This is a genomic window from Agrobacterium sp. (assembly GCF_059499945.1).
Map to the genome: position 1 here is coordinate 366,748 of NZ_JCABZP010000010.1, position 18,316 is coordinate 385,063.

At 60.6% G+C, this 18,316-nt stretch carries 18 protein-coding genes; 9 read left to right on the top strand and 9 right to left on the bottom strand.

Features of this window, described 5'->3' with window-relative positions; genetic code table 11:
* Nucleotides 1-136: 136 nt before the first annotated feature.
* The 6 genes from AC5I5B_RS08370 to coaD all read right to left on the bottom strand — a co-directional run bounded on the left by AC5I5B_RS08370 (nt 137) and on the right by coaD (nt 5,503).
* Nucleotides 137-1,294 (bottom strand): aminodeoxychorismate synthase component I, encoded by a 1,158-nt coding sequence (locus tag AC5I5B_RS08370; protein WP_111834451.1) that lies wholly within the window; start codon nt 1,292-1,294, stop codon nt 137-139.
* 36 nt (nt 1,295-1,330) lie between these two features.
* Entirely contained in the window at nt 1,331-2,461 is a 1,131-nt protein-coding gene (gene tgt, locus AC5I5B_RS08375) for a tRNA guanosine(34) transglycosylase Tgt (protein WP_099085369.1), read from the bottom strand.
* Nucleotides 2,461-3,543, bottom strand: coding sequence for a tRNA preQ1(34) S-adenosylmethionine ribosyltransferase-isomerase QueA (gene queA / locus AC5I5B_RS08380; RefSeq protein ID WP_111834452.1), 1,083 nt, complete (start codon nt 3,541-3,543; stop codon nt 2,461-2,463). Before queA ends, tgt begins: the two co-directional genes overlap by 1 nt.
* Nucleotides 3,544-3,863: 320 nt before the next feature.
* Nucleotides 3,864-4,373, bottom strand: a complete 510-nt coding sequence (locus AC5I5B_RS08385; protein ID WP_003503025.1) for a peptidylprolyl isomerase — start codon at nt 4,371-4,373, stop codon at nt 3,864-3,866.
* A 36-nt stretch (nt 4,374-4,409) separates the two neighbouring features.
* On the bottom strand, nt 4,410-4,979 hold the full coding sequence (locus tag AC5I5B_RS08390; RefSeq protein WP_020810244.1) for a peptidylprolyl isomerase: 570 nt from the start codon (nt 4,977-4,979) through the stop codon (nt 4,410-4,412).
* 29 nt (nt 4,980-5,008) lie between these two features.
* Nucleotides 5,009-5,503, bottom strand: a complete 495-nt coding sequence (gene coaD, locus AC5I5B_RS08395; RefSeq protein WP_060726298.1) for a pantetheine-phosphate adenylyltransferase — start codon at nt 5,501-5,503, stop codon at nt 5,009-5,011.
* Between the two features lie 437 nt (nt 5,504-5,940).
* On the opposite strand from coaD, the gene AC5I5B_RS08400 reads away from it, so the two are divergent.
* The 8 genes from AC5I5B_RS08400 (at nt 5,941) to AC5I5B_RS08435 (ending at nt 13,749) form a co-directional block, all read left to right on the top strand.
* The gene (locus tag AC5I5B_RS08400) at nt 5,941-6,120 is read left to right on the top strand and encodes a hypothetical protein (RefSeq protein WP_003503030.1); all 180 of its coding nucleotides are present in this window, start codon (nt 5,941-5,943) and stop codon (nt 6,118-6,120) included.
* 42 nt (nt 6,121-6,162) lie between these two features.
* The gene (locus tag AC5I5B_RS08405) at nt 6,163-6,297 is read left to right on the top strand and encodes a hypothetical protein (RefSeq protein ID WP_003503032.1); all 135 of its coding nucleotides are present in this window, start codon (nt 6,163-6,165) and stop codon (nt 6,295-6,297) included.
* A gap of 409 nt (nt 6,298-6,706) precedes the next feature.
* Nucleotides 6,707-8,599, top strand: coding sequence for a peptidylprolyl isomerase (locus tag AC5I5B_RS08410; RefSeq protein ID WP_080866176.1), 1,893 nt, complete (start codon nt 6,707-6,709; stop codon nt 8,597-8,599).
* A 16-nt stretch (nt 8,600-8,615) separates the two neighbouring features.
* Nucleotides 8,616-9,629, top strand: a complete 1,014-nt coding sequence (gene trpD, locus AC5I5B_RS08415) for an anthranilate phosphoribosyltransferase (RefSeq protein WP_003503036.1) — start codon at nt 8,616-8,618, stop codon at nt 9,627-9,629.
* Nucleotides 9,630-9,639: 10 nt separating this feature from the next.
* Nucleotides 9,640-10,455, top strand: a complete 816-nt coding sequence (trpC, locus tag AC5I5B_RS08420; protein ID WP_060726301.1) for an indole-3-glycerol phosphate synthase TrpC — start codon at nt 9,640-9,642, stop codon at nt 10,453-10,455.
* A gap of 7 nt (nt 10,456-10,462) precedes the next feature.
* The gene (gene moaC, locus AC5I5B_RS08425; protein WP_020012722.1) at nt 10,463-10,954 is read left to right on the top strand and encodes a cyclic pyranopterin monophosphate synthase MoaC; all 492 of its coding nucleotides are present in this window, start codon (nt 10,463-10,465) and stop codon (nt 10,952-10,954) included.
* Nucleotides 10,955-12,172, top strand: coding sequence for a molybdopterin molybdotransferase MoeA (locus tag AC5I5B_RS08430; protein ID WP_111834454.1), 1,218 nt, complete (start codon nt 10,955-10,957; stop codon nt 12,170-12,172).
* A gap of 506 nt (nt 12,173-12,678) precedes the next feature.
* Complete coding sequence (locus AC5I5B_RS08435) at nt 12,679-13,749, top strand: GGDEF domain-containing protein (protein WP_003509694.1); 1,071 nt, start codon at nt 12,679-12,681, stop codon at nt 13,747-13,749.
* A 225-nt stretch (nt 13,750-13,974) separates the two neighbouring features.
* On the opposite strand, the gene AC5I5B_RS08440 is transcribed toward AC5I5B_RS08435, so the two are convergent.
* The 3 genes from AC5I5B_RS08440 to AC5I5B_RS08450 all read right to left on the bottom strand — a co-directional run bounded on the left by AC5I5B_RS08440 (nt 13,975) and on the right by AC5I5B_RS08450 (nt 17,020).
* Nucleotides 13,975-14,583, bottom strand: coding sequence for a pyridoxamine 5'-phosphate oxidase family protein (locus tag AC5I5B_RS08440; RefSeq protein WP_060725735.1), 609 nt, complete (start codon nt 14,581-14,583; stop codon nt 13,975-13,977).
* 54 nt (nt 14,584-14,637) lie between these two features.
* Complete coding sequence (locus tag AC5I5B_RS08445; RefSeq protein ID WP_035213526.1) at nt 14,638-16,449, bottom strand: monovalent cation:proton antiporter-2 (CPA2) family protein; 1,812 nt, start codon at nt 16,447-16,449, stop codon at nt 14,638-14,640.
* A 202-nt stretch (nt 16,450-16,651) separates the two neighbouring features.
* Nucleotides 16,652-17,020: a gamma-butyrobetaine hydroxylase family protein gene (locus AC5I5B_RS08450; protein WP_003509699.1), complete on the bottom strand. Its 369-nt coding sequence runs from the start codon at nt 17,018-17,020 to the stop codon at nt 16,652-16,654.
* A 132-nt stretch (nt 17,021-17,152) separates the two neighbouring features.
* Between AC5I5B_RS08450 and moaA the strand changes: the two genes are divergently transcribed.
* Nucleotides 17,153-18,202, top strand: coding sequence for a GTP 3',8-cyclase MoaA (gene moaA, locus AC5I5B_RS08455; protein WP_111834455.1), 1,050 nt, complete (start codon nt 17,153-17,155; stop codon nt 18,200-18,202).
* Nucleotides 18,203-18,316: the final 114 nt, after the last annotated feature.

Here is an 18,316-nt window from a genome sequence, read left to right on the forward strand (position 1 = left end):
TCGGGCAATCGACAGTAGCTTCTATGAAGTAACGACGCCTGACGCGAATGTGCAGGATAAGATTAAATCGTTCTTTCGGGATGTCCGCCCTACAGATTCGCAATACCGGTAAACTGAGACGCAACGCACGGGATAATCACCCCCGTAACAGTCTGTCCCCAACCGCAAACTTGGATTTCAGCAGACACTCATCATATTCCGCCTCGGCATCCGAATCGAAAACGATGCCGCCGCCGACATTGAAGATCGCGCGGCCGCCATCGAACAGGGTCAGCGTGCGGATCGCCACCGAAAAACGCATTTCACCAGCTGGAGACATGAAGCCGATCGCGCCGCAATAGGCGTCGCGCGGCGTCTGTTCCAGTTCGCGCAGGATCTTCATCGCCCACATTTTCGGCGCGCCGGTCACCGAACCGCAGGGAAAAAGCGCCGCGAAAATATCCTCCACCGTCACATCAGGCAAAAGCTTCGCGCGCACATGGCTGACCATCTGGTGCACGGTGGGATAGGTCTCGATATCGAACAGTCGCGGCACATGGAGGCTGCCGACCTCGGTGATGCGGGAAATATCGTTGCGCAGGAGATCGACGATCATGCGGTTTTCGGCAAGCGTCTTTTCATCCTCAAGCATCGCCGCGATGATCGCCCGGTCCTCTTGCGCATTCGCACCGCGCGGCGTCGTTCCCTTCATCGGGTGGGTTTCAATGAAACCTTCCCCGTCCACCGAGAAAAACAGTTCCGGTGAGCGCGACAGGATCACCGGTCCACCGAGATCGACCAGCGCGCCATATTTGACCGGCTGGCGCTCAACCAATGACCAGAAGGCCGTGAGCGGATCGCCGCTCCAGCGAGCATGAACGGGCATCGTCAGATTGCCCTGATAACAGTCGCCGCGACGCAGATGCCCGTGCAGCCGCTCGAAGCGCTGGCAATAGTCTTCAAGGCTCCATGCGGGCGCGGGATCGGCCAGGAACGCATCGGCATCCGGCAGACTTTCGGGCCGCGCAAATCGCCCCTCATCCGGTTGTGGGCCGGAAAAGACGCCGAAGCGAAGGAACGGCACGTTGCGAGGCTCGGCAGCAAAGTCCGCAAGTTTCGGCTCGAACAGGAAACCCGCCTCGTAGGACATATAGCCGGCAAGGTATTTCCCGGCGCGGCGCAGCTGCTCCATGCGTTTCAGCGCCGCGAAAAACGCCTCTGGCTCATCCGCGACGATGATCTCCTCCGGCTCGGTGAAGGCTGTCACCGTGCCGGTCGTGTCATCCCGGAAAAGAACGGAAGGCGCATGTGCCAAGGAAAGCGTCCGAACAGGAGAAAGGGTCGGGAAAAATCAGATCGGGTCTATGTCGCCCCTCGCCCACATCTCTATGGTTTCCGCATAAAAATCGGCGAAACGGCCTTCCTCGATCGACTTGCGGATACCCTGCATCAGCTCCTGATAATAGGCAAGATTGTGCCAGGAGAGCAGCATGCCGCCCAGCGCCTCGTTGGAGCGCGTGAGATGATGCAGATAGGCGCGGGAATAATCGCGCGAGGCCGGGCAGTTGGACTGCTCGTCGAGCGGCCGCATATCCTCGGCATGGCGGGCATTGCGGATATTGACCCTCCCACGACGGGTGAAGGCAAGCCCGTGACGGCCGGAACGGGTCGGCATCACGCAGTCGAACATGTCTATGCCGCGCGCGACGGATTTCAGGATATCGTCAGGCGTGCCGACGCCCATCAGGTAACGCGGCTTTTCAGTGGGCAGCACCGGCAGCGTGATGTCGAGCATGCCCAGCATCACATCCTGCGGTTCGCCGACGGCCAGACCGCCGACGGCGTAACCCTTGAGATCGAGTTGCTTCAAGCCTTCGGCGGAACGAATTCGCAGGTCCGGCTGATCGCCGCCCTGCACGATGCCGAACATGGCCTTGCCAGGCTGTTCGCCAAAGGCAACGCGGCAGCGTTCCGCCCAGCGCAGCGACATTTCCATGGCGCGCTCGATTTCCTTGCGCTCGGCTGGCAGCGCGATGCATTCGTCGAGCTGCATCTGGATATCCGAATCGAGCATGCCCTGGATTTCGATCGAGCGTTCCGGCGACATATGATGCAGCGAGCCGTCCACATGGCTCTTGAAGGTCACGCCCTTCTCGTCCAGCTTGCGCAGGCCGGAAAGCGACATGACCTGAAAACCGCCGCTGTCGGTGAGGATCGGATGTGGCCAGCGGATCAGCTCATGCAGGCCGCCAAGCCTTGCCACGCGTTCCGGGCCGGGCCGCAGCATCAGGTGATAGGTATTGCCGAGAATGATATCGGCCCCCAGCTCGCGCACCTGATCAAGATACATGGCCTTGACGGTGCCGACCGTGCCAACAGGCATGAAGGCGGGCGTGCGGATGACGCCGCGCGGCATGGCGACTTCGCCGAGGCGTGCGCCGCCACTCGTGGCTTTCAGGGTGAAGGTGAATTTCTCGTGCATCAGTTCTTCCGGAACAACAGGCTGGAATCGCCATAGGAATAGAAGCGGTATCCGGTTTCGATGGCGTGCTTATAAGCGTCACGCATCGTTTCGAGACCGCAGAAAGCCGAAACGAGCATGAACAGCGTCGATTTCGGCAGGTGGAAATTGGTCATCAGAATATCCACCGCGCGGAAGCGATATCCGGGCGTGATGAAGATGCCTGTGGGCCCCGACCATGGGTGAATGACGCCGTCTTCGGAGGCAGCGCTTTCGATCAACCGCAGCGAGGTGGTGCCGACGCAGACGATGCGCCCGCCGCGCGCCTTCACGGCATTCAGTCTGTCGGCGGTTTCCTGCGACACATGGCCGATCTCGAAATGCATCTTGTGATCGTCGGTATCGTCGGACTTCACCGGAAGGAAGGTGCCTGCCCCAACGTGAAGTGTCACGAAATGCCGCTCGATACCCCCCTTATCAAGAGCTTCGAACAGATCGGGCGTGAAATGCAGTCCGGCGGTGGGGGCGGCGACGGCGCCCTTCTCGCGGGCATAGATGGTCTGGTAATCGGTCTGGTCCTGCGCATCTTCCGGCCGCTTGGCGGCAATATAGGGCGGCAAGGGAATATGGCCGACGGAGGCGATCGCCTCATCCAGAACAGGGCCGGAAACGTCGAAAAGCAGCGTGATTTCGCCCTCTTCGCCCTTTTCCTCGACGATGGCCTCCAGATGGGCAAGGCCGCAGGCATTGTCGCGCTCATAACCGAAACGGATGCGGTCACCCTCTTTGATGCGCTTGCCGGGGCGCGCGAAAGCCTTCCAGCGCGACTGGTCGGCACGCATGTGCAGCGTGGCCGAAACCGCAGTCTCCGGCGCACCTTCGCGCAGGCGAACGCCCTCAAGCTGGGCGGGAATGACGCGGGTGTCGTTGAAGACAAGCGCATCGCCCGGCTTCAGAAAAGTCGGCAGGTCAAAGACGCGGTGGTCTTCCAAGCGGTTTTCATTCGGATCGACCACCAGCAGGCGCGCGCTGTCGCGCGGGTTCGCCGGGCGAAGGGCGATATTCTCCTCGGGCAGATCGAAATCGAACAGGTCTACACGCATTGCAAGGGTCTTCCAGACATCAAAACTTTACACGGCACGGTGAATTTCGGTCCGCCGCATCCCGCCCACTCCCCTCATTCCTGTGCTTGTCACAGGAATCCAGTCGACACGCGTCTGCGTGGCGAGGGAGTCTTTCCAGCCCAAAGACTTGGGCTGGCTGGATTCCTGTGACAAGCACGGGAATGAGGGAAAAAGGAAACGGCGCAAAGAACAGCAATCGTCAAATCTGCCGCACCGTCCTCCACATCAAGCACCGTCAATAAACATCAAAACCCGCCCCGCATAAACTGCGGGACGGGTCAAACTGCAACTTCCGAAAATCAGGCCGCCGAAGCGAGCTTGATGGAAACGATCGAATCGGGATCCTTCACCGGCTCGCCGCGCTTGACCTTGTCGATGGCTTCCATGCCTTCGATGACCTGGCCCCAGACGGTGTACTGCTTGTTGAGCCACGGAGAATCCGTGAAGCAGATGAAGAACTGCGAATTGGCGGAGTTCGGGCTCTGCGAACGGGCCATGGAGCAGGTGCCGCGCACGTGCGGGATGGCGGAGAATTCAGCCTTCAGGTCCGGCTTGTCGGAACCGCCCATGCCGGCGCGGGCCGGGTTGAAGCTGTCGGAACCCTTCTTGCCAAACTGCACGTCGCCGGTCTGGGCCATGAAGTCTTCGATGACGCGGTGGAACACGACGCCGTCATAAGCGCCTTCCGATACGAGTTCCTTGATGCGGGCAACGTGGCCCGGAGCAACTTCCGGCAGCAGCTGGATCACGACCTTGCCGGTCGTCGTTTCCATGATGATGGTGTTTTCCGGATCCTTGATCTCGGCCATGGTTATTCTCCTCTGTTCGGGCTCTATTGCCCTACCTTACTTTTTGCCGACGGTGACCTTGATCATCCGGTCGGGGTTGGAAACTTCGCCGTTGCCGCCGGCGCCGCGCTTGATCTTGTCAACGGCTTCCATGCCGGACACGACCTTGCCGACCACGGTATATTGCCCGTTCAGGAACGGACCATCGGCAAACATGATGAAGAACTGCGAATTGGCGGAATTCGGATCCTGCGAACGGGCCATGCCGACCACGCCGCGCGTGAACGGAACCTTGGAGAATTCGGCCGGAATATCCGGCAGATCGGAACCACCCGTACCTGCGCGCTGGGCGCTGAAGCCCTTCTCCATGTTGCCATACTGCACGTCGCCGGTCTGCGCCATGAAGCCGTCGATGACGCGGTGGAAGGCGACGTTGTCATAAGCGCCCTTCTTGGCCAGCGCCTCGATCTGCGCAACATGCTTCGGCGCAACATCGGGCATCAGCTCGATGACAACGGGACCATCCTTCAGCTGGACGGTGAGAAGTTCGGCGGCCGAAGCGAAGGTGCTGGCGGCAAGCGCGCCTGCAAACATGGCGCCGGCAAAGGCAAATCGAACGAGTTTCATCGGATTGGCTCCAGAATGTGGGGCTGAAGTCAGCGCTTCAGCTTGGCGTTGAGGGCTTCAAGCACGGCCTTGGGCACGAAGGCGTCGACATTGCCGCCCATGGCGGCGATCTGCCGGACCAATGTGGCTGTAATGGGTCGCGACGACGTGCCGGCGGGCAGGAACACGGTCTGAATATCAGGCGCCATCTGGCGGTTCATGCCGGCCATCTGCATTTCATAATCGAGATCGGTGCCGTCACGCAGGCCGCGCAACAGAAGGTGCGCGCCGTGCTGGCGCGCGGCGTCGACGACCAGATTATCGAAGGAAACGACTTCCATGCGCGCCGCCTCATCGGGCAGCTGTTCGGAAAGCGCCTGCTTTATCAGCGCCGCCCGCTCTTCGAAGCTGAACAGCGGCGCTTTTCCGGGATGGATGCCGACGGCAACGATGACTTTCGACGCCACGTTCAGCGCCTGGATAAGCACATCCAGATGTCCGTTGGTCATCGGATCGAAGGATCCTGGATAAAAGGCAATCGTCATATCGCTCTCAGGTGGTGGGCGCGCTTCGATGCTGGGTATCATGTGCCCGCCTTTTGTCATGGAGAGGCACGCGGCGCAAGACTTTATAACCATCCCTCACAAGCCCGGCTGCGGCGTGAACCCGGGATGAATGGGCCGTTCAGTGCGGTTTCACAGCTATTTTGTTTAAATGCACAACATCGGGAAACCGAAACGCCCCTCACTCGTTAAGCATCCGGAGAATTGAAAATGCTGGCCTTCATGATCGTCCTTTCGATCATCGCATCATTCGCTGCCGAGTATCTTTTTCTCGAATGACGGCCTCAGCCAGTTTCCTGAACGCCAGATGAACGAGCCATTCAAGGAAGTTTCACAGGCGCGATGCTAATCGATTTTTACGGTTGACGCGGAACATGTCGAGACATGGCGCGTTAAGAAAGAACCAAAGGAACGGACAGATGTTTGTAAGAGAAAAACAGTCTACTTCGGCGAAAATCAGCGTCATCAGCACCGCCTGGACAGTACTGGTTATCGCAATGGTAGCAACGACGTTTAGCCTTTATGAGCAGAAGCCTGAAACCCAGGGACCGGACTACCCGCAGCTGACCGCCCGTTACCAGTATATGAATTATTACTGAGGAACGGGGAGAATTTCCCCATAACTCCCGGAGACGATATCAATGTTCACATTTCTGACGATGCTTCTGGCCCTGATCAGCGTAATGTTCGTGACATCGATGATATCAGTCGTCGCCGAGATGCGGCGGGAGGATGAGGAATTCAAGGCGACGATCCGGCGCGACCGCGCCTTCTGAGCGCGGCGAACCGACCCGACGGCCCCTTAGAAATGATTCTTTTTCAACCGCCTGGACCTTCCGGGCGGTTTTGTTTTGCCAAGCCGCCAGCCCCTCCTTCCCTCATTCCTGTGCTTGTCACGGGAAACCGGCCGATGTGGCTCTCGTGCAGTGGGAGGAGTCCTTTCAGCCCAAGGACTTGAGCTGGCTTAATTCCTGTGACAAGCACAGGAATGAGGGAAGAAGAGGCAGCCGATATCGAACCGTCGCCTCCATTTCGGCGCCTCCAATCACACAACCGTTTTCAAAACCCCGTTTTTCCAAGGCAAATTCCCTTCAATTTCCGTTTGGATTGATTTAAGGAACGCCGATACGTTGCGGGCCGGACAGCCGGCGACCGCGATGACGTTCCTGTGAGGTTTGCATAACGATGCTCGATTCCCTGAGAAATGCTTCTCGAACCATGGCAGCCAAACTGCTGCTTCTCCTGCTTGTTGTTTCGTTTGGCGTCTGGGGCGTCTCCGCATCGCTTGTCACCGCCAATTCCCACGCCGTCATGACGGTGGGCGACCAGACGGTCAGCCCTGAGGAGTTCCGTCTCGCCTATCAGCGCCAGATTTCCGATCTCAGCCGCCAGTTCGGCACCCGGCTGACGACCGAACAGGCCAAGGCCTTCGGCATCGACCGTCAGGTCTTCAGCCAGCTTGCGGCCGGTGCAGCCCTTGACGAGCTGGCCGCGAAGATGAATCTCGGCCTTTCGGAAAACCGCCTCGCCAACCTCATCGCCGAAGACCCGGCCTTCAAGTCAGTCAACGGCCAGTTCGACCGTAATCTCTTCAGCGAGCGCCTGCGCAATTCCGGCTTCCGCGAGGACGACTATATCAAGGAACGCAGCAAGGTTGCCGTCCGAAGCCAGATCGTTGAAGCCGTCTCCGATGGTTTTGCCGCACCGCAGGTGCTGGTGGATGCGCTGAAGCAATATCGTAATGAACAGCGCTCGGTCGACTACGTCATTCTTTCGAACGCCGTCATTCCGCCGGTCAAGGCGCCGGGCGACGATGTGCTCACGCCCTGGTTCGAGACCAACAAGACGAAATACCGCGCGCCCGAGTTCCGCAAGTTCACCTATGTGAAGCTGGAACCGTCGGACATTGCCGATCAGGCCTCCGTCACCGACGCCCAGATCGCTGATTATTACAACAGCCACAAGGACAGCTTCCGCACCGCCGGCCGCCGCACGGTGGAGCAGCTGACCTTCCCTGAAAAGGAAATGGCCGAAGCAGCCGCCGAACAGATCCGCCTCGGCAATACCACCTATGACCAGGTGGTGAAGGATCAGGGCAAGGCCGCGTCGGACGTCACGCTCGGCGAATTCACCAAGGATACCATCCCCGACCAGTCGATTGCCGATGCCGCTTTCGCCATCCAGAAGGATGGCGGCGTATCGCCGGTGGTCGAAGGTTCCTTCGGCCCGGTGCTCCTGCGCGTCACCGGCATCAAGCCGGAAACCACCCGCACGCTGGAAGAGGCGAAAGAGGATATCCGCAAGGACCTCGCCACCGCCGCCGCTGCGGAAGAAATCACCAATGTTCATGACCGTTACGAGGACCTGCGCGCCGGCGGCTCTTCGCTCGCGGATGCGGCAACGCAGCTGAACCTGAAGGCCGTCACCATCGCCGCCATCGACGCTTCCGGCCTCGATGAGAAGGGCGATGCGATTCAGGGCCTGCCCTCCCCGCAGCTCGCGCAGGAGGTCTTCAAGACCGAACCCGGCACGGAAGCCCTGCCGATCAATCTCGGCCGTGAAGGCTACATCTGGTTCGATGTCGACCAGATCATCGCCGCCCGCGACCGCACGCTTGCCGAAGTCCGCGACGATGTCGTGGCCGACTGGACGGCGGAACAGCAGCGCAACGCGCTTGCCGCCAAGGCCGAGGAACTGAAGGCGCGCGTCGAAAAGGGCGACACGCTGGAAGCCGTGGCCGGTGAGCTGAGCCTTGCCGTCGAGCAGAAATCCGGCCTGCGCCGCACCAGCGAGGACGCTATTTTCGGACGGCAGACCATCGCCGCGGTCTTCTCGGGCGCCGAAGGCGTGGTCGGCACTGCCGCCGATGCCGAGGGTTCCAGCCGCATCCTCTTCAAGGTCACCTCCGTCGACACCAATGCCCCGGCAGACGCGCTTGCCAATGACGACCAGCAATTTGCCGCCATTGCCCGCGCGGCCGGCGACGACATGCTGGACCAGATGGTCAACCGCCTGCAGAATGACTATGGTGTCACCATCAATCAGGCCCTCGCCGATCAGGCGATGGTCGGCTTCTAACCCGGGGGGCGACAAGATGGCCGAACTGAAGCCGCTGATCGCCAAGGTCGCAAATGGAGAAAGCCTGAACCGCGAGGAATCGCGGGCGGCTTTTGACGTTCTGATGTCGGGCGAAGCCACGCCGTCGCAGATTGGCGGTTTCCTGATGGCGCTGCGCGTGCGCGGCGAAACGGTGGACGAAATCGTCGGCGCCGTCTCCTCCATGCGCGCCCGCATGCTGCCGGTTTCGGCTCCCGCCAATGCCATCGATATCGTCGGAACCGGCGGTGACGGCATCGGCACCTATAATATCTCGACACTCGCCTCGATCATCGTCGCCGGAACGGGCCTGCCGGTCGCCAAGCATGGCAACCGGGCGCTAAGCTCCAAATCCGGCACGGCAGACGCACTCTCCGCGCTTGGCGTGAAGCTCGATATCGGTCCTGAGCTCATCGCCCGCTGCATCAGCGAGGCGGGTCTCGGCTTCATGTTCGCGCAGCTGCACCATTCGGCCATGCGCCATGTCGGCCCCAGCCGCGTCGAACTCGGCACGCGGACGATCTTCAACCTGCTTGGCCCCCTCTCCAATCCGGCAGGCGCAAAACGCCAACTGCTCGGCGTCTTCTCGCCGCGCTGGCTGGTGCCGCTTGCCGAAGTGCTGCGCGATCTCGGTTCTGAAAGCATCTGGGTCGTGCATGGCGACGGCATGGACGAGGTGACGACCACGGGCGTTACCCATGTGGCGGCGCTGGAAGGCGGCAAGATCCGCACTTTCGACCTGACGCCGAAGGATTTCGGCGTCGAGCCCGCTTCCATGGAAGACCTGAAGGGCGGCGACGGCATTGCCAATGCAGCAGCACTGCGCGAGGTCCTGTCCGGCAAACGCAACGCCTATCGTGACGTGTCGCTGTGCAACGCGGCCGCAGCGCTGGTCATTGCCGGCAAGGCGGAAACGCTCACTGAGGCGATGGCGATCGTCAGCGAGGCGCTGGACAGCGGCAAGGCCGCAGCCGCGCTCGACCGTCTGGTTGCCGTGTCCAACGAAGAATGAGAGCGAGATCATGAGCGACATTCTCAAAAAGATCGAGACTTACAAGCGCGAGGAAATCGCCGCCGCCAAGGCGAAGGTTTCGCTGGCCGATCTGAAGGCCATGGCCGCAGACCAGAGCGCGCCCCGCGGCTTTTATAAAGCGCTGAGGGCAAAGCAGGCCGAAGGCAAGTTCGGGCTGATCGCCGAAATCAAGAAGGCGAGCCCCTCCAAGGGCCTGATCCGTCCGGATTTCGATCCGCCGGCGCTGGCCGCCGCCTATGAAGCCGGTGGCGCCGCTTGTCTGTCGGTTTTGACGGATACGCCGAGCTTTCAGGGCGCACCGGAATTCCTGACCGCCGCCCGCAATGCCTGCGCTTTGCCGGCGCTGCGCAAGGATTTCATGTTCGATACTTACCAGGTGCATGAAGCCCGTGCCTGGGGCGCGGACTGCATTCTCCTCATCATGGCCTCGCTTTCCGACGACGAGGCGAAACGTCTTGAAGACGAGGCTTTTGCGCTTGGCATGGATGTGCTGGTCGAGGTGCATGACGCCGAAGAAACCGAACGGGCGCTGAAACTCGCCTCGCCGCTTCTCGGCATCAACAACCGCAACCTGCGCACCTTCGAAGTCAGCCTCGAAACCAGCGAGAAGCTGGCGGGCCTCGTGCCGGCTGACCGGCTGCTGGTGGGCGAAAGCGGCATCTTCACCTTCGAGGACTGCCAGCGTCTGGAAAAGAGCGGCATCAGCACCTTCCTCGTCGGCGAAAGCCTGATGCGCAAGGATGATGTGACGGCGGCGACCAAAGCGCTGCTGACAGGCCAATCCGGCATTCTGGCAGCGGAATAAAGCGCCGATGAGCGAGACGGGAAAGCTCACCCATATCGATGCGAGCGGCGAAGCGCATATGGTCGATGTCGGCGACAAGGCCGAGACCGTCCGCGTCGCCGTGGCCGAAGGCTTCGTGAAGATGAAGCCGGAAACGCTGGCGCTCATCCGCGACGGCAATGCCAAGAAGGGCGATGTCATCGGTACTGCCCGGCTGGCGGGCATCATGGCCGCCAAGCAGACGGCAAACCTCATTCCGCTCTGCCATCCGCTGATGCTGACCAAGGTTGCGGTCGATATTACCGAAGATACCGCCCTGCCCGGCCTGAGAGTCGAGGCCATGGTGAAACTGTCTGGCAAAACGGGCGTGGAGATGGAAGCGCTGACCGCCGTCTCCATTGCCTGCCTGACGATCTATGACATGGCGAAAGCCGCCGACAAGGCGATGGAAATCGTCAATATACGCCTTCTCGAAAAGAGCGGCGGCAAATCCGGCGATTTCCGGCGACAGGAGACCTGAATGAAACCGCTGCTGCCCGTGGATGAGGCCATAACACGCCTTCTGGAGGCAGCGGTTCCGGTGACCGAAAGCGAGATCCTGCCGCTTGCCGAATGTGATGGTCGCGTTCTCTCGGCCGACCTTACGGCGCGTCTCGCCCAGCCGCCCTTTGATGCCTCGGCCATGGATGGTTATGCCCTGCGCAGCGCCGATGCGCTCAATATCGGTTCGGTTCTCACTGTCATCGGTCAGGCCGCCGCCGGCCATGCTTTTGCCGGCACTGTTGGTGAAGGCCAGACCGTGCGCATCTTCACCGGCGCGCCGGTGCCGCAGGGTGCGGATACAGTCCTCACTCAGGAAGATGCCGAAGTGCTGGAGAGCGGAAAGATCCGCACCGCCTTCGACGTCACTGCCGGGCGACATATCCGCCCGCGCGGGCAGGATTTTACCGAAGGCGAAACGGCGCTGAAGGCCGGGCGTGAACTTGGCTTCACCGACCTCACACTGGCGGCGGCGATGAACCATGCCGCGCTGACCGTCTATCGCAAGCCGCGCATCGCCATCCTCGCCACCGGCGATGAGTTGCTGCCGCCGGGAAGCGCACCGCAGCCCGCCCAGATCATCGCCTCCAACACCTTCGGTGTCGCAGCCCTTGCCCGGCAGGCCGGCGCAGAGGTTCTCGACCTCGGCATCATTGCCGATGACGAGGGGTTGATCCGCGCGGCCATCGGCAAGGCCGTCGCGGCGAAGGTCGATGTGCTGGTGACGCTCGGCGGCGCCTCCGTTGGCGACCACGACCTCGTGCAGGCCGCGTTGAAGGCGGAAGGCATGCAGCTCGATTTCTGGCGCATCGCCATGCGTCCGGGGAAACCGCTGATGGTCGGCGCCATTGGCGCCATGCAGGTTCTGGGCCTGCCTGGAAACCCGGTTGCAAGCCTCCTCTGCGGCCTGCTGTTCCTCGAACCCCTGGTCCGCAGCATCGCCCGCCGCGCCCCCCTGCAACGCGAAGCTACAGCCCGCACCGCCACACCGCTGAAGGCGAATGACCAACGGCAGGACTATCTGCGCGCCCGTTTCAGCACGGACGAAAACGGCATGCTGGTGGCGGAAGCCTACGCGAAGCAGGATTCATCGATGATGAAGATATTGGCCCATTCCGATGGCCTGATCGTGCGCCCGCCACATGCGCCGGCGGCAACCGCCGGGGCGGAATGCCCGGTCATAAGGCTGAAATCCTGACACGCAGTCGGTGCGGCCGAAGCTGCGGCCGGAAGCATAATTGATCCCTTCGCAAAATTTGCCGAATGGTTGCCGCGCCGTCACAAAATGGCACTGCCGCATCCCGCATGGCATGGGAGCCGCAAATAAAACTGTAACGTTACTGTATCCCGACACGGATGACAGGAAACGCCGCCTATAGGCGGTGTCTCTCCCAACTCAAAAAACCTCATCTCTTTTCATCCCGGCAATATCTTTCCTTATTGTTGTGCCAAAATAAATCACACCAACCCCGTTATTGGGATTGACAGAATAAATGCGATGCTGTCACCAAGACGAATAGTAGAGATAAAAAGCTCCGGAATTCTTCAAAATGGAAATTACTTATATTTATCAATTAACTAAAATAAAAATTGGCGAAAAACGAGTTTCTGGAAACAAAAATTAGTTTCCCGTAAATTAAGCTTTCCAAAACTAGCTTCATAATAATAATCATAGTCGATAAGCAGACTCACTGGAGTTTCTTGATGAACACGGCATCCACGCCCAAAACCACGGGGCCCGACATTGCCGGGCAGATTGCCTATGCCATGCGGAGCATGGGTGTTTCGCCGATCCCGCGTAACTACAGCCTGTTTTACGAAGCCTATATCGGTTCGAACCCTGCCCTGACGAAGGATCTGGCCGCGCTCGGCAACCGGGTGACGCAGGAAGATCTGGACGAGCTGTCCTCACGCTACGGCGAAGGTAATCCCGCACGGTCGATCGACGATGCGCATGACAAGCTGCGGCGTGAACTGGAGGGTCTGCTGGGAACGCTGAGGCGCGAACAATCCTCCATCGAAAACTACAACAGGATTCTCGGCGAAACGCGCCAGCGCATCGACGACAAGAACGCCGCCAGCAGCAATATTCTGAGGAATGCAATCTCATTGCTGGCCGAAGCCACCGGCTCGAAAATCATCGACGGCGAAAAGGCGTTCAATGACGTCAATCGCCATGCCGAGGAAATGCATCAGGTGCGCCTCGAACTGGACGAATACAAGCGCATCGCCAATACCGACTCGCTGACGCGCCTCTCCAACCGGCGCGCCTTCGACGACCGGCTGGCATCGGTTTATGACAGCTCCATCGGCCTGCAATATACCACGCTGGTTCTGCTCGATATCGATCACTTCAAGCGGGTCAACGACACATTCGGCCATCCGGTCGGCGACAAGATTCTCGCCACCGTCGCCTCGGTCATCCGCGCCAATGTCCGCAAGGATGGTTTTGTCGCCAGAAGCGGCGGCGAGGAATTCGCCATCATTCTGGATGGCAACACGCCCGAAGAGGTGATGGTGACGTGCGAGCGCATCCGCCTGTCGCTGGAAAGCACGCCGTTCCGCAATTCGAGATCAGGCGCCGACTATGGCACGGTGACGATTTCCATCGGCTTCGCCTCCGCCGCACAGGCCACCAATCCGAGCGAGCTTTACGGCCATGCCGATACGGCGCTCTACCATGCCAAGGAAACCGGCCGGAACCGCTCCGTCTATTATGAGGACGGCATGCAGAAGAACTATGTCGGGAAGAACTGGCTGATTTATCGGACTTGAGGATGTTGGCGTACGCGCCACTATCTCCCCCGTCATGCCGGACTTGATCCGGCATCCAGTCACGGCGCGTCTGCGCCGTGAAAAGAGTCTCTGGCGATCAAGGACTTGATCGCGCTAGACCCCGGACCAGTCCGGGGTGACGGAGTGAGACACTCCGCTTTCGCCAATGGCGTAAGCCTTGCGAGGCTTGCCTCAGCGGCCCGACGGTCGCGTCTTTATTGCGCCTCACCACATGGTCTTCGCCGCCCGCGCCGCCCATTCGCGGTCATAGGTTTCCTGATCGAACTCCGCCTTCGCCGCCTTGAGCAGAAGACCGGGTGTCGGGAGCGCCGCCGGATCGACGAAATTATCGGGGTTCCACAGCTCGGAGCGCATCAGCGCCCGGGCGCACTGGAAATAGACTTCGTCGATCGTCACCACGATAACCGTGCGCGGATGTTTGCCATCCATCTCGAAGCTCTCCAGCAGATCGGGAGCGACGGAGACCACGGCGCGGCCGTTGATGCGCATCGTCGTGTTCGAGCCGGGGATCAGGAACATCAGCGCCACGCGCGGATCGCGCACGATGTTCAAAAGCGAATCCACGCGGTTATTGCCGCGCCAGTCCGGCAGAAGCACCGTCCTGTCATCAGCCACCCTGACCACGCCGCCCTTGTCGCCGCGCGGTGAACAGTCCATGCCCTCCGGCCCGACCGTCGCCAGCGCGAGGAACGGCGAAGTCTCGATCATCAGCCTGTATTCGGCCGTCAGCGTGGCTGTCACCTTGGCGATCGATGCCTCGCTCGTGCCGTCATAGATGGCCCTCAATTCCTCAACCGTGCGAATGATCGTCATATCCGTTCCTATCCATACGAATTCCCTTTGCCGACATCGAAAGATCGGCGCGTCCTATTCCTCTGCCGCTTCCGCCTTTTCCCGCTCGGCCCGCTCGCGCGCCGTGCGGGCGGCAACCAGATCGGCCGGCTGGGCGTTGCCGCGGATCAGCGACCGGCCGGCATAGATGCCGCCGACGACTTCCATGGCGAAACGTTCCTCGTCGCGGTCTCGGAATTCCTCCACCAGACGGGCGGCGTCTTCCCGCTCCTCGCCCATGGCGCCAAGCACTTCCTCGCTGAAATTCAGCGCCGATTCCAGCGTCTCGCGGATCTGGTAGTCGACACCCGCCTTGAGCAGATCGATGGCATGGCCACGGTCGTAAGCACGGGCAAGGACGGGCACCAGCGGGAATTCGTGCTTGACGATCTCCGCGATCCTGACCGCCGCCTCCTTGTCATCGACGCAGATGAGAACCGCGCGCGCCGTGCTGGCGCCGGCCGCATGCAGGATTTCCGCCCGCGAACCATCACCATAATAGACCTTGAAGCCGAATTCCGCCGCATCGCGCACGAACTCGGCATCCTTGTCGATGAGCGACAGCGTATAGCCCCGCGCCAGAAGCGGCTGGCTGACGATCTGGCCGAAACGCCCGAAGCCGATCAGGAGAATGCTGCCCTCGACATTCTCGGGCACGTCGAGATCGTCGGTATTGGGAACCGCCGCCGGCACCAGCCGGTCATGCAGGATGACCATTAGCGGCGTCAGCACCATGGAGATGATAATGGTCGCCGTCAGGATGGCGTTCGCCTCCCGGTCGAGAATACCAGCGCTGACGGCGGCCGAATAAAGCACGAAGGCGAATTCACCGCCCTGCGCCATCAGTACCGCCCGTTCCAGGCTTTCGCGCCTGGTAGTGCCAAGCGCCCGCGCCACGCCATAGATCAGGAAGGCCTTGAGCAGCATGTAGGCGACGACGCTAACCAGCACGAGCTGCCAGTTGGAGGCAATGACGGCAAGGTCGATCGCCATGCCGACGCCGAGGAAGAACAGCCCGAGCAGAATACCGCGAAACGGCTCGATATCCGCCTCAAGCTGGTGGCGGAAAGAGGATTCCGACAGAAGCACGCCGGCAAGGAAAGCGCCCATGGCCATCGAAAGACCGCTGACCTGCATCAGAAGCGCCGAACCGAGCACCACCAGCAGCGCCGCGGCCGTCATCACCTCACGCGCGCCGGAAGCGGCGAGCAGGCGGAAAAACGGGTTGAGAAGATAACGCCCGGCAAGAATGAGCGCGCCGACGGCGGCAAGCGCGATGCCGACGGAGACCCAGCGCTCCGACGCCGTCACATGTTCGCCGCCCGCACCGAGGAAGGCGACAAGCGCCAGCAGCGGCACGATGGCCAGATCCTCAAACAGCAGGATCGCTATGATGCGCTGGCCTTTAAGGCTCGACATGCTGTTGCGTTCCTGCAGCATCTGCATGACGATCGCCGTCGAGGTCAGCACGAAACCGGTGCCGGCGACGAAGGACATGATGACGGGAAAGCCGAGGCTGACGCCCACCAGCGTCAGACCCGCCATACAGACCAGCACCTGCAAAGCACCCAGCCCGAAAATATCCTGCCGCATCGACCACAGCCGCGAGGGCTGCATTTCAAGGCCGATGATGAACAGGAACATCACCACGCCGAGTTCCGCTATATGCAGAATGGCCTGCGAATCGGAAAAGAAACCGAGACCATAAGGCCCGATCACAAGGCCGGCGGCCAGATAACCGAGCACCGAGCCGAGGCCGATGCGCTTGAAGATCGGCGCGGCGACAACGCCTGCCGCCAACAATACGACCACCTGGGCCAGATCATTTCCGTTCGCTTCTACAGCCACACGCCACCCCGCTGAAAATCAATAAGACGAGGGTGTTCCCTCCCTCACTTCCTAGCGCATCGACGGGAAAAGCGAAAACGATTTTACTGACGGACGGCGCGCAGATTCAACGGGTTATTTGCTGCCGGGACATGGTGCTTCAGATGTCCTTTGCTCCCACCCTCATTCCTGTGCTTGTCACCGGAATGAGGGAAGTAAGCGCCTACCGGAATCGCGGTTCCCTGCTCAAGCCCTTTTCGGCGAGCTGCCGTTCATAATCGGCAAACAGCGCATCCCCGGTCTCACCCAATTCCTTCAGATATTTCCACGTGTAGATGCCGCTATCGTGGCCATCGTCGAAAACGATGCGAACCGCATAATTGCCGGTCGCGACCATGGAACGGATGGCGACATTGCGTTTGCCGGGCACCGTGACCTTTTGTCCCGGCCCGTGGCCCTGCACTTCCGCCGAGGGCGAAAGCACGCGCAGCATCTCGGCGCCAAGCCGGTAAACGCTTCCATCATCAAAGGAAACAGTCAATTCGCGCCGGTCTTTCGACACAAGCAGCTCGGTCGGCCAGGCATCACTCATTTTTCACTTCCGCAAGCTCGTCACATGCGTCAGAATTACGGACTTGCCTCACGATAGGCAAGCCACTACATCACCTAATAGAGCACACATCAGGCATGTGTGCCCGGCGCAAGGCGCAATGAGGATGGAGACGTGAACAGTTTCCCCGGCTCGCTTGAAAAAGCGAAAACCCTGACGGAAAACAGCACACCGATGGTGGACCCTTTCGGCCGCGCCATCACCTATCTACGGGTTTCCGTGACCGACCGCTGCGACTTCCGCTGCACCTATTGCATGTCCGAGCACATGACCTTCCTGCCGAAGAAGGACCTTCTGACGCTCGAAGAACTTGACCGGCTCTGTTCCGTCTTCATCGCGCGCGGCGTGCGCAAGCTGAGGCTGACCGGCGGCGAGCCGCTGGTTCGCAAGAACATCATGTCGTTGGTAAGGAACCTCGGCCGGCATGTGCACACAGGCGCGCTCGACGAACTGACGCTGACCACCAACGGCTCGCAGCTTGCGAAATTCGCCGCCGAACTTGCCGATTGCGGCGTGCGCCGCATCAATGTCTCGCTCGATACGCTCGACCGCGATAAATTCCGCCATATCACCCGCTGGGGCGATATCGACCGGGTGATGGAAGGGCTGGATGCCGCCCAGGCCTCGGGCATCAAGGTCAAGCTCAACGCCGTGGCGCTGAAGGACTTCAACGACGCCGAGATTCCCGATCTGATGCGTTTCGCCCATGGCCGCGGCATGGACCTGACTGTCATCGAAACCATGCCGATGGGCGAGATCGAGGAAGATCGCACTGACCGCTACCTGCCGCTTTCGCAGCTGCGCGCCGATCTCGAAAAGAGCTTCACGCTCATCGACAGCGATTACCAGACCGGCGGCCCCGCCCGTTACGTGACGGTGAAGGAAACCGGCGGCCGGATGGGCTTCATCACCCCGATGACGCATAATTTCTGCGAAAGCTGCAATCGCGTGCGCCTCACCTGCACCGGCACGCTTTATATGTGTCTCGGCCAGGACGACGCCGCCGATCTGCGCACGGCGCTGCGCGCCTCCGACAGCGACGCCTATCTCTCGAGCGCTATCGATGAAGCCCTGCTGCGCAAGCCGAAGGGGCATGATTTCATCATCGACCGGACCCATAACCGCCCCACCGTCTCCCGCCACATGAGCGTGACCGGCGGCTGAGCCTCTTTCTCGTCCACCCGCCCATATAAGCGGTTGAAATACCGGCTGTGCCGTGCCACGTCTCTTTGCATGGAGGAATGCGTGGTTGCGCCGGAACGGCGGCTCCAGATCGCC